Origin of the sequence: Pseudomonas sp. ef1, from assembly GCF_007293365.2 — a bacterium.
In the GTDB taxonomy this organism is placed as follows: Bacteria; Pseudomonadota; Gammaproteobacteria; order Pseudomonadales; family Pseudomonadaceae; genus Aquipseudomonas; species Aquipseudomonas siliginis.
Map to the genome: position 1 here is coordinate 119886 of NZ_CM129815.1, position 13866 is coordinate 133751.

At 56.0% G+C, this 13866-nt stretch carries 9 protein-coding genes and 4 tRNA genes; all 13 read right to left on the reverse strand.

Annotation, left to right across the window (positions count from 1 at the left end):
* Positions 1-151: 151 nt before the first annotated feature.
* The 13 genes from rpoC to FEE99_RS00695 all read right to left on the reverse strand — a co-directional run bounded on the left by rpoC (position 152) and on the right by FEE99_RS00695 (position 13745).
* A complete protein-coding gene (gene rpoC, locus FEE99_RS00635) occupies positions 152-4351 on the reverse strand; it encodes a DNA-directed RNA polymerase subunit beta' (protein WP_041479732.1) in 4200 nt (1399 codons plus the stop codon).
* A 64-nt stretch (positions 4352-4415) separates the two neighbouring features.
* Positions 4416-8489, reverse strand: a complete 4074-nt coding sequence (gene rpoB / locus FEE99_RS00640; protein ID WP_016772939.1) for a DNA-directed RNA polymerase subunit beta — start codon at positions 8487-8489, stop codon at positions 4416-4418.
* Between the two features lie 221 nt (positions 8490-8710).
* On the reverse strand, positions 8711-9076 hold the full coding sequence (gene rplL, locus FEE99_RS00645; protein ID WP_007962228.1) for a 50S ribosomal protein L7/L12: 366 nt from the start codon (positions 9074-9076) through the stop codon (positions 8711-8713).
* A gap of 73 nt (positions 9077-9149) precedes the next feature.
* Positions 9150-9650, reverse strand: coding sequence for a 50S ribosomal protein L10 (gene rplJ, locus FEE99_RS00650; RefSeq protein WP_008081912.1), 501 nt, complete (start codon positions 9648-9650; stop codon positions 9150-9152).
* 198 nt (positions 9651-9848) lie between these two features.
* On the reverse strand, positions 9849-10544 hold the full coding sequence (gene rplA / locus FEE99_RS00655; protein ID WP_024014523.1) for a 50S ribosomal protein L1: 696 nt from the start codon (positions 10542-10544) through the stop codon (positions 9849-9851).
* A complete protein-coding gene (gene rplK, locus FEE99_RS00660) occupies positions 10544-10975 on the reverse strand; it encodes a 50S ribosomal protein L11 (RefSeq protein ID WP_003176435.1) in 432 nt (143 codons plus the stop codon). The genes rplA and rplK overlap by 1 nt, the downstream gene beginning before the upstream one ends.
* Positions 10976-11093: 118 nt before the next feature.
* Positions 11094-11627 carry a transcription termination/antitermination protein NusG gene (gene nusG, locus FEE99_RS00665; RefSeq protein ID WP_007957598.1) on the reverse strand — a complete coding sequence of 178 codons (534 nt, stop codon included), beginning with the start codon at positions 11625-11627 and terminating at the stop codon, positions 11094-11096.
* 9 nt (positions 11628-11636) lie between these two features.
* Positions 11637-12005 carry a preprotein translocase subunit SecE gene (gene secE, locus FEE99_RS00670; RefSeq protein ID WP_016772937.1) on the reverse strand — a complete coding sequence of 123 codons (369 nt, stop codon included), beginning with the start codon at positions 12003-12005 and terminating at the stop codon, positions 11637-11639.
* Between the two features lie 45 nt (positions 12006-12050).
* A tRNA-Trp gene (locus tag FEE99_RS00675) sits at positions 12051-12126 on the reverse strand.
* A 53-nt stretch (positions 12127-12179) separates the two neighbouring features.
* Positions 12180-13373: an elongation factor Tu gene (gene tuf, locus FEE99_RS00680; protein WP_064361246.1), complete on the reverse strand. Its 1194-nt coding sequence runs from the start codon at positions 13371-13373 to the stop codon at positions 12180-12182.
* Positions 13374-13458: 85 nt separating this feature from the next.
* Positions 13459-13534: transfer RNA gene (locus tag FEE99_RS00685), tRNA-Thr, on the reverse strand.
* A gap of 27 nt (positions 13535-13561) precedes the next feature.
* Positions 13562-13635: transfer RNA gene (locus tag FEE99_RS00690), tRNA-Gly, on the reverse strand.
* Positions 13636-13660: 25 nt separating this feature from the next.
* A tRNA-Tyr gene (locus FEE99_RS00695) sits at positions 13661-13745 on the reverse strand.
* Between the last annotated feature and the right edge of the window lie 121 nt (positions 13746-13866).

Sequence of the window (13866 nt, forward strand, 5' to 3'; positions counted from 1 at the left end):
ATTCCCGCCAAATTTAGGGGATCAAGAGTCTAAAGAGGATCTTGATTCCAGTCAAGGCAAGGCCCCGACCTCCCCGCCCATCGAACCTTGACTTGATGTCTCGATTCGACGAACGGAGCGATCAGGGCCTCACGCTCGTTTATCGCAGAACTCAGTTACCGCTCGAGTTCAGCGCTTCGGTCAGTGCAGCTTCCACTTCACTGGCGCTTACGCGCAACGGCTTGTCGGCATCACGGCGACGCTTGCGCTCGCTGTGATAGGCAAGACCGGTACCGGCCGGGATCAGACGACCCACGACTACGTTTTCTTTCAGGCCGCGCAGGTAATCGCGCTTGCCGGTGACTGCCGCTTCGGTCAGTACGCGAGTGGTTTCCTGGAAGGAAGCCGCCGAGATGAACGATTCGGTGGACAACGACGCCTTGGTGATACCCAGCAGAACGCGAGTGAACTTGGAGACAAACTTGTCTTCCGCGCTCAGACGCTCGTTCTCGACCAGAACGTGAGTCAGTTCCACCTGGTCGCCCTTGATGAAGCTGGAATCGCCGGACTCGGAGATCTCAACTTTACGCAGCATCTGACGCAGGATGGTCTCGATGTGCTTGTCGTTGATCTTCACGCCTTGCAGACGATAAACGTCCTGGATCTCGTTGACGATGTACTTGGCCAGCGCGCTCACACCCAGCAGACGCAGGATGTCGTGCGGATCGCTTGGACCGTCGGAGATAACTTCGCCGCGGTTTACCTGTTCGCCTTCGAAGACGTTCAGGTGACGCCACTTCGGAATCAGCTCTTCATACGGATCGCTACCGTCGTTCGGGGTAATGACCAGACGGCGCTTGCCCTTGGTCTCTTTACCGAACGCGATGGTGCCGCTGACTTCAGCCAGAATCGACGCCTCTTTCGGACGACGCGCTTCGAACAGGTCGGCAACACGCGGCAGACCACCGGTGATGTCACGGGTCTTCGAAGTTTCCTGCGGGATACGAGCGATAACATCACCGATCGCAATCTTCGCACCGTCAGCCACACCGACCAGGGCGTTGGCTGGCAGGAAGTACTGAGCGATAACGTCAGTGCCTGGCAGCAACAGATCCTTGCCGTTGTCGTCGACCATCTTCACTGCTGGACGGATTTCCTTGCCGGCAGCTGGACGATCTTTCGCGTCGAGTACTTCAATGTTGGTCATACCGGTCAATTCGTCAGTCTGACGCTTGATCGTGATGCCCTCTTCCATGCCCACGTAGGTCACGGTACCTTTCATTTCGGTAACGATCGGGTGAGTGTGCGGATCCCACTTGGCCACGATTGCGCCAGCGTCGACCTTGTCACCTTCTTTAACCGAAATCACAGCACCGTACGGCAGCTTGTAACGCTCGCGCTCACGACCGAAATCGTCAGCGATTGCCAGCTCACCGGAACGGGACACAGCAACCAGGTGACCATCCACTCGCTCAACGTGCTTCAGGTTGTGCAGACGGACGGTACCGCCATTCTTCACCTGAACGCTGTCGGCTGCGGAAGTCCGGCTTGCCGCACCACCGATGTGGAACGTACGCATGGTCAGCTGGGTACCCGGCTCACCGATGGACTGGGCAGCGATAACGCCGACCGCTTCACCAATGTTCACCTGGTGACCACGAGCCAGATCACGGCCGTAGCACTTGGCGCAAATGCCATAGCGGGTTTCGCAGCTGATCGGCGAACGCACGATCACTTCGTCGATGCTGTTCAGCTCGATGAATTCGACCCACTTCTCGTCTACCAGAGTACCGGCAGGAACGATGACGTCCTCGGTGCCTGGTTTGAATACGTCACGGGCAATGACACGACCCAATACGCGCTCACCCAACGGCTCTACAACGTCACCGCCTTCAATGTGCGGAGTCATCAGCAGACCGTGTTCGGTGCCGCAATCGATCTCGGTTACAACCAGATCCTGCGCCACGTCTACCAGACGACGAGTCAGGTAACCGGAGTTCGCAGTTTTCAACGCGGTATCCGCCAGACCTTTACGAGCACCGTGAGTCGAGATGAAGTACTGAAGTACGCTCAAACCTTCACGGAAGTTCGCAGTAATCGGCGTTTCAATGATGGAACCGTCCGGCTTGGCCATCAGACCACGCATACCGGCCAGCTGACGAATCTGTGCTGCGGAACCCCGCGCACCCGAGTCGGCCATCATGTACATCGAGTTGAAAGACTCTTGGTCGACTTCGTCGCCGTGACGGTCGATGACTTTCTCTTTCGAGAGGTTGGCCATCATCGCCTTGGAAACTTCGTCGTTCGCTTTCGACCAGAGGTCGATCACTTTGTTGTACTTCTCGCCCTGGGTTACCAGGCCGGAGGCGTACTGGCTCTCGATCTCTTTCACTTCGTCGGTGGCTGCACCGATGATGCGGGCTTTTTCATCCGGGATAACGAAATCGTTAACACCGATCGAAACGCCGGAGATGGTCGAGTAAGCGAAACCGGTGTACATCAACTGGTCAGCGAAGATCACGGTCTCTTTCAGACCAACCACGCGGTAGCACTGGTTGATCAGCTTGGAGATCGCCTTTTTCTTCATCGGCAGGTTGACGACGTCGAACGACAGACCTTTCGGCACAACCTGGAACAGCAGCGCACGGCCGACAGTGGTGTCGACGATACGGGTACCGCTCACACTGTTGCCGTCACGGTCGTTGACGGTTTCGTTGATACGAACCTTGACCTTGGCGTGCAGTGCGGCTTCGCCGGCACGGAACACACGGTCGACTTCCTGCAGATCCGCGAACACACGACCTTCGCCCTTGGCGTTGATCGCTTCACGAGTCATGTAGTACAGACCCAATACAACGTCCTGCGACGGAACGATGATTGGCTCACCGTTGGCTGGCGACAGAATGTTGTTGGTCGACATCATCAACGCACGCGCTTCGAGCTGGGCTTCCAGTGTCAGCGGTACGTGCACGGCCATTTGGTCGCCGTCGAAGTCGGCGTTGTACGCGGCGCAGACCAGCGGGTGCAGCTGGATAGCCTTACCTTCGATCAGTACCGGTTCAAACGCCTGGATACCCAGACGGTGAAGGGTTGGTGCACGGTTGAGAAGAACCGGGTGTTCGCGAATCACTTCAGCTAGAACGTCCCAAACCTCTGGCAGTTCGCGCTCGACCATTTTCTTGGCCGCTTTGATGGTGGTCGCCAGACCACGCATTTCCAGCTTGCCAAAAATGAACGGCTTGAACAGCTCGAGAGCCATCTTCTTCGGCAGACCGCACTGGTGCAGACGAAGGGTCGGGCCTACGGTAATTACCGAACGACCGGAGTAGTCAACACGCTTACCGAGCAAGTTCTGACGGAAACGACCCTGCTTACCCTTGATCATGTCAGCCAAGGATTTCAGAGGACGCTTGTTGGAACCGGTGATAGCGCGACCACGACGACCGTTGTCGAGCAATGCATCGACCGCTTCCTGCAACATGCGCTTTTCGTTGCGCACGATGATGTCCGGAGCGGACAGATCCAGCAGGCGCTTCAAACGGTTGTTACGGTTGATCACTCGACGATACAGATCGTTGAGGTCGGAGGTCGCGAAACGACCGCCATCCAGCGGGACCAGTGGACGCAGATCTGGCGGCAGAACCGGCAGAACGGTCAGCACCATCCACTCTGGCAGGTTGCCGGAACCCTGGAAGGCTTCCATCAACTTCAGACGCTTGGACAGCTTCTTGATCTTGGTTTCCGAGTTGGTTTGCGGAATCTCTTCGCGCAGACGGCCAATCTCGTGCTCCAGGTCGATAGCGTGCAGCAGTTCACGGACAGCTTCAGCACCCATGCGGGCATCGAAATCGTCACCGAACTCTTCAAGCGCTTCGAAATACTGCTCGTCGTTCAGCAGCTGACCTTTTTCAAGGGTGGTCATGCCTGGATCGATAACGACATAGCTCTCGAAGTAGAGAACGCGCTCGATATCACGCAGGGTCATGTCCATCAGCAGGCCGATACGGGACGGCAGCGATTTCAGGAACCAGATGTGGGCAACCGGCGAAGCCAGTTCGATGTGCGCCATGCGCTCACGACGAACCTTGGCCAGTGCAACTTCAACGCCGCACTTCTCGCAGATCACACCACGGTGCTTCAAGCGCTTGTACTTACCGCACAGGCACTCGTAATCCTTTACCGGGCCAAAGATCTTGGCGCAGAACAGGCCGTCACGCTCAGGTTTGAACGTACGGTAGTTGATGGTTTCCGGCTTTTTAACTTCACCGAACGACCACGAACGGATCATCTCCGGCGAGGCCAATCCGATACGGATGGCGTCGAACTCTTCGACTTGACCCTGGTTTTTCAGCAAATTCAGTAGGTCTTTCAAGGCCTTTCCTCCTGGCGGAGCAGAGAGCGGGCAATCCTGCCCCGCTCTCGATTCGCGTCACGTGTTATTCGGTTTCCAGATCGATATCGATGCCGAGGGAACGAATTTCCTTGATCAACACGTTGAAGGACTCGGGCATGCCCGGCTCCATACGGTGATCGCCATCCACGATGTTCTTGTACATCTTGGTACGGCCGTTCACATCGTCCGACTTCACTGTGAGCATTTCTTGCAGAGTGTAAGCAGCACCGTATGCTTCCAGTGCCCAGACCTCCATCTCCCCGAAACGCTGACCACCGAACTGCGCCTTACCACCCAGCGGCTGCTGGGTAACCAGGCTGTAAGAACCGGTAGAACGCGCGTGCATCTTGTCGTCTACCAAGTGGTTCAGCTTCAGCATGTACATGTAGCCAACGGTAACTGGACGCTCGAACTTGTTGCCGGTACGGCCGTCGGTCAGCTGCATCTGGCCGCTTTCCGGCAGGTCTGCCAGTTTCAGCATGGCCTTGATTTCGCTTTCCTTGGCGCCGTCGAACACTGGAGTGGCCATTGGAACGCCGCCACGCAGGTTGTTCGCCAGATCGAGGATTTCCTGATCGGAGAAGCTGTCCAGATCTTCGTTACGACCGCCGATCTGGTTGTAGATCTCGTCCAGGAAAGTGCGCAGTTCAGCGACTTTACGCTGCTCTTCGACCATCCGGTTGATCTTCTCGCCCAGACCTTTGGCCGCGAGGCCCAGGTGGGTTTCGAGAATCTGACCAACGTTCATACGCGAAGGTACGCCCAGCGGGTTGAGGACCACGTCGACCGGGGTGCCATTGGCATCGTGCGGCATGTCTTCAACCGGCATGATCACGGAGACCACACCCTTGTTACCGTGACGACCGGCCATCTTGTCGCCCGGCTGGATGCGGCGACGGATTGCCAGGTAAACCTTGACGATTTTCAGCACGCCTGGAGCCAGGTCATCGCCCTGCTGCAGTTTGCGCTTCTTGTCTTCGAACTTGTCGTCCAGCAGACGGCGACGATCAACGATGTAGGCCTGAGCCTTCTCGAGCTGCTCGTTCAGCGCATCTTCAGCCATGCGCAGTTTGAACCACTGGCCGTGCTCAAGACCGTCGAGTACTTCGTCGGTGATGTCCTGACCTTTCTTCAGGCCGGCGCCGCCTTCGGCCTTGTGGCCTACCAGTGCGGAACGCAGACGTTCGAAAGTCGCGCCTTCAACGATGCGGAACTCTTCGTTCAGATCCTTGCGGATCTCGTCCAGCTGGGACTTCTCGATCGACAGTGCACGAGCATCACGCTCAACGCCGTCGCGGGTGAAGACCTGTACGTCGATCACAGTACCTTTGGTACCGGTAGGTACACGCAGGGAAGTGTCTTTAACGTCGCTGGCTTTTTCACCGAAGATTGCACGCAGCAGTTTTTCTTCCGGAGTCAGTTGGGTCTCGCCTTTCGGAGTGACCTTACCCACCAGGATGTCGCCTGCGCCTACTTCAGCACCTACATAAACGATACCGGCTTCGTCCAGCTTGTTCAGTGCGGCTTCACCCACGTTCGGGATGTCCGCAGTGATTTCCTCTGGGCCAAGCTTGGTGTCACGGGCCACACAGGTCAGTTCCTGAATGTGGATCGTGGTGAAACGGTCTTCCTGAACAACACGCTCGGACAGGCAGATGGAGTCTTCGAAGTTGAAGCCGTTCCATGCCATGAACGCGATGCGCATGTTCTGACCCAGTGCCAGCTCACCCATGTCGGTGGACGGGCCGTCGGCCATGATGTCGCTACGCTGAACGCGATCACCTTTACGTACCAGCGGACGCTGGTTGATGCAGGTGTTCTGGTTCGAGCGGGTGTATTTGGTCAGGTTGTAGATGTCGACACCGGCTTCACCGGTTTCAACTTCATCATCGGCAACACGAACCACGATACGGCTGGCGTCGACGGAGTCGATCACGCCACCACGACGAGCCACGACGCAAACGCCGGAGTCACGGGCTACGTTACGCTCCATGCCGGTACCTACCAGCGGCTTGTCAGCGCGCAGAGTCGGTACAGCCTGACGCTGCATGTTCGAACCCATCAACGCACGGTTGGCGTCGTCGTGCTCGAGGAACGGAATCAGCGACGCTGCAACCGACACAACCTGCTTCGGCGAAACGTCCATCAGGGTGACGTCTTCCGGCGCCTTGACGGTGAATTCGTTCAGGTGACGTACGGCAACCAGTTCGTCGATCAGGACTTTCTGCTCGTTCATGGTCGCCGAAGCCTGCGCGATCACGTGATCGGCTTCTTCAATAGCGGACAGGAACACGATCTCGTCGGTGACCACACCCTCTTTCACCACGCGGTACGGGCTTTCCAGGAAGCCGTACTGGTTGGTGCGAGCGTACGCAGCCAGGGAGTTGATCAGGCCGATGTTCGGACCTTCCGGCGTTTCAATCGGGCAGACACGACCGTAGTGAGTCGGGTGTACGTCACGGACTTCGAAGCCTGCGCGCTCACGAGTCAGACCGCCAGGGCCGAGTGCAGAGACACGACGCTTGTGGGTGATCTCGGACAGCGGGTTGTTCTGGTCCATGAACTGCGACAGCTGGCTGGAACCGAAGAACTCTTTCACCGCGGCAGCCACTGGCTTGGCGTTGATCAGGTCTTGCGGCATCAGGCCTTCGCTTTCAGCCATCGACAGACGCTCTTTGACCGCACGCTCAACACGTACCAGGCCAACGCGGAACTGGTTTTCGGCCATTTCGCCTACGCAGCGAACACGACGGTTACCCAGGTGGTCGATGTCATCGACGATGCCTTTACCGTTACGGATGTCGACCAGAGTCTTCAGTACCGCGACGATGTCTTCCTTGCACAGCACGCCCGAACCTTCGATCTCGGTACGACCGATACGACGGTTGAACTTCATCCGGCCGACCGCAGACAGGTCATAACGCTCAGGGCTGAAGAACAGGTTGTTGAACAGGGTCTCGGCAGCGTCTTTGGTTGGCGGCTCGCCTGGACGCATCATGCGATAGATCTCGACCAGCGCTTCCAATTGGTTGCTGGTGGAGTCGATCTTCAGCGTGTCGGAGACGAACGGACCGCAGTCGATGTCGTTGGTGTACAGGGTCTCGATGCGAACCACCTGGGCCTTGGCGATCTTTGCCAGGACTTCAGTGTTCAGCTCGGTGTTGCATTCGGCCAGGATTTCGCCGGTAGCCGGGTGCACGATAGCCTTGGCGGTGGTGCGGCCGAGGACGTAGTCCAGTGGCACGTCCAGCGTCTTGATACCGGCTTTCTCGATCTGGTTGATGTGGCGCGCGGTAATACGGCGGCCTTGCTCAACGATGACCTTGCCCTTCTCGTCCTGGATGTCCAGAACCGCAACCTCACCACGCAGGCGCGATGGCACCAGTTCCAGGCTGAGGGTTTCGCCGCTCAGGTGGAATACGTTGGTGGTGTAGAACGCGTCCAGCACTTCTTCGGTGGTGTAACCGAGTGCGCGCAGCAGTACCGAAGCCGGCAGTTTGCGACGACGGTCGATACGCACGAAGACGCAGTCTTTCGGGTCGAATTCGAAGTCCAGCCACGAACCGCGGTAAGGAATGATGCGAGCCGAGTACAGCAGTTTGCCGGAGCTGTGCGTCTTGCCGCGGTCGTGGTCGAAGAACACGCCCGGGGAACGGTGCAGCTGGGAAACGATAACACGCTCGGTACCGTTGATTACGAAGGTACCGTTCTCAGTCATCAGGGGGATTTCACCCATGTAGACTTCTTGCTCTTTGATGTCCTTGATCGCTTTGTTCGACGATTCTTTGTCGAAAATGATCAGGCGCACTTTTACCCGCAAAGGTACGGCGAAAGTTACACCGCGCAATACGCATTCTTTGACATCAAATGCCGGTTCGCCCAGGCGATAACCGACGTACTCCAGCGCAGCATTGCCGGAGTAGCTGATGATCGGGAAAACGGATTTGAAGGCCGCATGCAGGCCCACGTCGCGGAACTGATCTTTAGTCGCTCCCGCTTGCAAGAATTCACGATACGAATCCAGCTGGATGGCCAGGAGGTAAGGCACATCCATGACGTCCGGCAACTTGCTAAAGTCCTTGCGGATACGTTTTTTCTCAGTATATGAGTAAGCCATCAGCGTTCCCCAGCTTGGTCACCTGCTTGTTTGGCCCCTCCCGACGGGAGCAGCCAGAAAATCGTGCAAACCCCATGGTTTGCGCCACCGCATCGGGTGGTTACAGCGCCTTTATCAGCACCGACCCAGTCGGCTGCCAATAACGGAAAAAGGCCGGTGGCAAGAGCCACCAGCCATCAGCCTGTCGCTTGACGCTCGGGCTGGAGGAGCAAAGTCGATGCTTACTTCAGCTCGACTTTAGCGCCTGCTTCTTCCAGCTTCTTCTTGGCGTCTTCAGCCGCTTCTTTCGAAACGCCTTCAGCTACAACCTGAGGAGCGCCGTCTACTTTCTCTTTGGCTTCTTTCAGGCCCAGACCAGTCAGTTCACGAACTGCCTTGATCACGTTAACCTTCTTCTCGCCAGCTTCCAGCAGAACAACGTTGAACTCGGTTTGCTCTTCAACAGCAGCAGCAGCTACAGCTGGGCCAGCCGAAGCGGCAGCAGCGGTAACACCGAAGGTTTCTTCCATCGCTTTGATCAGCTCAACGATTTCCACTACGGATTTCTGGCCGATTGCTTCGATGATTTGTTCGTTAGTCAGAGACATGACTCAATTCCTGAATTGGGGGACGGCCTACGCGACCATCGAAATAAACAAAAAACGCGAAAAGTGACGAGCCTTAGGCTGCGGCAGCTTCTTTCTGGTCGCGAATTGCCGCCAGAGTACGAGCCAATTTGCTGGTTGCGCCTTGAATCACGCTCATCAGCTGAGAAATTGCTTCGTCACGGGTCGGCAGAGTTGCCAGTACGTCGATCTGATTAGCTGCGAGGAACTTGCCCTCGAACGCAGCTGCCTTGATCTCGAACTTGTCCTGACCCTTGGCAAACTCTTTGAAGATACGGGCAGCAGCGCCCGGATGTTCGTTCGAGAATGCAATCAGGGTCGGGCCGGTGAACACGTCGTTGAGGACACTGTATTGAGTGTCAGCAACAGCGCGCTTGAGCAGGGTGTTACGTACAACACGTACGTAAACGCCAGCTTCACGAGCCTCTTTACGGAGTCCGGTCATTGCGCCTACTGTTACGCCACGTGCATCAACCACGACAGCGGACAGAGCGACTTTGGCAGCCTCGTTGACTTCAGCGACGATGGCCTTCTTGTCTTCGAGATTAATTGCCACGGGTTTAACTCCTGCTTGTTACCGTTTCATTCGATCGGAACCGAATGTCGTTTTGGTGTCTGATTCGGTAAGGAACCGGGAGCACCATCTGCGTAGGCTTGAGGTTTAAGGCTTGCGCCGCCTACGGTCTTGGATAGCCCCCGCCAGGCAGGGACCCCAATCTTTCAATTGGCGCGGCAATCCGCGCCAACCTTTGTCTTACGCGTCGAGCGAGCTCTGGTCGATAACCAGACCTGGGCCCATAGTGGTGCTCAGGGTAACGCGCTTGACGTAAATACCTTTCGAGGAAGCTGGCTTGATACGCTTCAGATCAGCGATCAGGGCTTCAACGTTTTCCTTCAGCTTGACGGCGTCGAAGCCGATCTTGCCAACGGAAGTGTGGATGATGCCGTTTTTGTCGGTGCGATAACGAACCTGACCAGCCTTGGCGTTCTTGACCGCGTTGGCTACGTCTGGAGTTACGGTGCCGACTTTAGGGTTAGGCATCAGGCCACGTGGACCGAGGATCTGACCCAACTGACCTACAACGCGCATGGCATCCGGGGATGCGATCACTACGTCATAGTTCAGGTCGCCGCCTTTCATTTCGGCAGCCAGGTCGTCCATACCTACACGGTCAGCGCCGGCAGCCAGAGCGGCCTCAGCAGCTGGACCCTGGGTGAACACAGCAACGCGAACGGTCTTGCCAGTGCCGTGTGGCAGCACAGTAGCGCTACGAACAACCTGGTCGGATTTACGCGGGTCTACACCCAGATTTACAGCAACGTCGAACGACTCGCTGAACTTGACAGTCGACAGCTCGGCCAGCAGAGCAGCGGCGTCTACAATGTTGTAGGCCTTGCCTGCTTCGATTTTGCCGGCGATAGCCTTTTGACGCTTGGTCAGCTTAGCCATTACACACCCTCCACGTTAAGGCCCATGCTACGAGCAGAACCGGCGATAGTACGCACGGCTGCATCCATATCAGCTGCAGTCAGATCCGCGTTTTTGGTTTTCGCGATTTCTTCCAGCTGAGCACGGGTAACAGTGCCAACCTTAACGGTGTTCGGACGAGCGGAACCGCTGGTCAGACCGGCCGCCTTCTTCAGCAGAACCGAAGCAGGGGTGGATTTGGTTTCGAAAGTGAAGCTACGGTCGCTGTAGACAGTGATGATCACTGGAGTCGGCAGACCTGGCTCAAGACCCTGAGTACGGGCGTTGAAAGCCTTGCAGAATTCCATGATGTTCACGCCGTGCTGACCCAGAGCAGGACCAACCGGTGGACTTGGGTTAGCCTGAGCGGCCTTCACTTGCAGCTTGATGTAAGCGGTAATCTTCTTGGCCATGAGGCACTCCAATTACGGGTTCGAACGCCTCGAAAGGCTCCCCGGTTACTTGCGCGTTTATCCCAGTGACGACAAAACCCCACAGCCTAAGGCTGCGGGGTTGGGATTGCTTGTCCAGTTAGACCTTCTCGACCTGACTGAACTCGAGCTCCACCGGAGTAGAGCGACCGAAAATGAGCACTGCCACTTGGATCCGGCTCTTTTCGTAGTTAACTTCTTCCACAACGCCGTTGAAATCAGCGAATGGACCGTCATTGACACGTACCGTCTCGCCCGGCTCGAACAAAGTCTTCGGCTTCGGCTTGTCGCTACCATCAGCAACGCGACGCAGAATCGCTTCTGCCTCTTTATCTGTAATTGGCGCAGGCTTGTCAGCGGTACCGCCGATAAAACCCATCACCCGAGGAGTATCCTTGACCAAGTGCCAAGTACCCTCATTCATATCCATCTGGACCAGCACATAGCCTGGAAAGAACTTCCGTTCGCTTTTGCGCTTCTGGCCGTTACGCATCTCAACCACTTCTTCAGTGGGAACCAGAATCTCGCCGAAGCCATCTTCCATGCCAGCCAGCTTTACGCGCTCGATCAGCGAGCGCATCACATGCTTCTCGTAACCCGAGTAAGCATGCACAACATACCAACGCTTAGCCACGGGACACCCTTAGCCGACAATCAAGGAAACAAGCCAGCCGAGCAGGGAATCAAGACCCCACAACAGCAACGCCATAACCAGAACAACAGCCACGACAATCAGCGTGGTCTGCGTGGTTTCTTGGCGAGTTGGCCACACGACTTTACGAATCTCGGTGCGAGCTTCCTTAACCAGTACAAAGAAAGACTTGCCCTTCGCGGTCTGCAAGCCTACAAAGGCAGCTACAGCAGCAATGGCAAGCAAAGCGAGTACACGGTACAGGATCGGCGAAGCAGCGTAATACTGATTGCCAACAACGCCAACAACTACCAAAGCGACTACTACAAGCCACTTGAGCAGATCGAAGCGAGAGCCTTGAGCTTCAGCTTTAGGAGTCATCTATGAAGATCCTGTGAAAAGAAAGCCAGACACACGGAGTGAATCTGGCAGGTCAGGAGGGAATCGAACCCCCAACCTACGGTTTTGGAGACCGTCGCTCTGCCAATTGAGCTACTGACCTAAAACAAAATCAGGCCGACCATTATGCCGGCCCGAAAAATACATTACAACCGCTTATTCGATGATTTTGGCTACGACGCCAGCGCCGACGGTACGACCGCCTTCACGGATAGCGAAACGCAGACCGTCTTCCATCGCGATGGTTTTGATCAGGGTAACAGTCATCTGAATGTTGTCACCTGGCATTACCATTTCAACGCCTTCTGGCAGCTCGCAGTTACCAGTCACGTCAGTAGTACGGAAGTAGAACTGTGGACGGTAGCCTTTGAAGAACGGAGTGTGACGACCGCCTTCTTCCTTGCTCAGAACGTAAACTTCTGCGGTGAACTTGGTGTGCGGCTTGACCGAACCTGGCTTGACCAGAACCTGGCCACGCTCAACGTCGTCACGCTTGGTACCACGCAGCAGAACGCCGCAGTTCTCGCCAGCACGACCTTCGTCGAGCAGCTTGCGGAACATTTCAACACCGGTGCAAGTAGTAACGGTGGTGTCACGCAGACCAACGATTTCCAGCGGGTCCTGAACGCGAACGATACCGCGCTCGATACGACCAGTCACAACAGTACCGCGACCCGAGATCGAGAATACGTCTTCGATTGGCATCAGGAATGGCTTGTCGATCATACGAACTGGTTCTGGGATGTAGGCATCCAGAGTTTCAACCAGTTTCTTGACGGCAGTGGTGCCCATCTCGTTGTCGTCTTTGCCTTCCAGCGCCATACGAGCCGAACCGATGATGATCGGAGTGTCGTCGCCCGGGAAGTCGTAAGTCGACAGCAGGTCACGAACTTCCATCTCAACCAGTTCCAGCAGCTCAGCGTCGTCTACCAGGTCAGCCTTGTTCAGGAAGACCACGATGTACGGAACGCCAACCTGACGGGACAGCAGGATGTGCTCACGGGTTTGCGGCATCGGACCATCAGCGGCCGAGCAAACCAGGATAGCGCCGTCCATCTGAGCAGCACCGGTGATCATGTTCTTCACGTAGTCAGCGTGACCTGGGCAGTCAACGTGAGCGTAGTGACGGATCTTCGAGTTGTACTCAACGTGCGCGGTGTTGATGGTGATACCGCGAGCTTTTTCTTCTGGTGCGCTGTCGATCTTGTCGAAGTCAACGATTGCAGAACCGAAAACTTCGGAGCAAACGCGAGTCAGAGCAGCAGTCAGAGTGGTTTTACCGTGGTCAACGTGACCAATGGTCCCAACGTTGACGTGGGGCAGGGAACGATCAAATTTTTCCTTAGCCATCGATATCACCCTCTACAGAAGAAATTAGACAAACAATATCAACCATTAAAACAAAGGCAGATATTTTCATATCTGCCTTGTTATATGGAGCTCTTGAGCGGATTTGAACCGCTGACCTCACCCTTACCAAGGGTGTGCTCTACCAACTGAGCTACAAGAGCAAAACCCTTTTGCACAACCTGCAAACTTGGAGCGGGTAGCGGGAATCGAACCCGCATCATCAGCTTGGAAGGCTGAGGTTCTACCACTAAACTATACCCGCGGAGCCTGCAGCTCACGCTTAAATCTGGTGGAGGGAGAAGGATTCGAACCTTCGAAGTCGTAGACGTCAGATTTACAGTCTGATCCCTTTGGCCGCTCGGGAACCCCTCCTAATCAGGCCGGCATTCTATATCATGCCAAACCCCTGTCAAGCATTTTCTCATTTAAAAACCTGAGGTTAGCTGCGTTGACACACTTCACTTCGAATCCCGATTAAGGTGTTCGCTGTGGA

Bases quoted from the DNA above. Each gene is read 5' to 3' on its own strand.
- rplL (WP_007962228.1), bottom strand. From the start codon at position 9,076: ATGTCTCTGACTAACGAACAAATCATCGAAGCAATCGGCCAGAAATCC.
- secE (WP_016772937.1), bottom strand. From the start codon at position 12,005: ATGACTCCTAAAGCTGAAGCTCAAGGCTCTCGCTTCGATCTGCTCAAG.
- rplK (WP_003176435.1), bottom strand. From the start codon at position 10,975: ATGGCCAAGAAGATTACCGCTTACATCAAGCTGCAAGTGAAGGCCGCT.
- rpoB (WP_016772939.1), bottom strand. From the start codon at position 8,489: ATGGCTTACTCATATACTGAGAAAAAACGTATCCGCAAGGACTTTAGC.
- rplA (WP_024014523.1), bottom strand. From the start codon at position 10,544: ATGGCTAAGCTGACCAAGCGTCAAAAGGCTATCGCCGGCAAAATCGAA.
- tuf (WP_064361246.1), bottom strand. From the start codon at position 13,373: ATGGCTAAGGAAAAATTTGATCGTTCCCTGCCCCACGTCAACGTTGGG.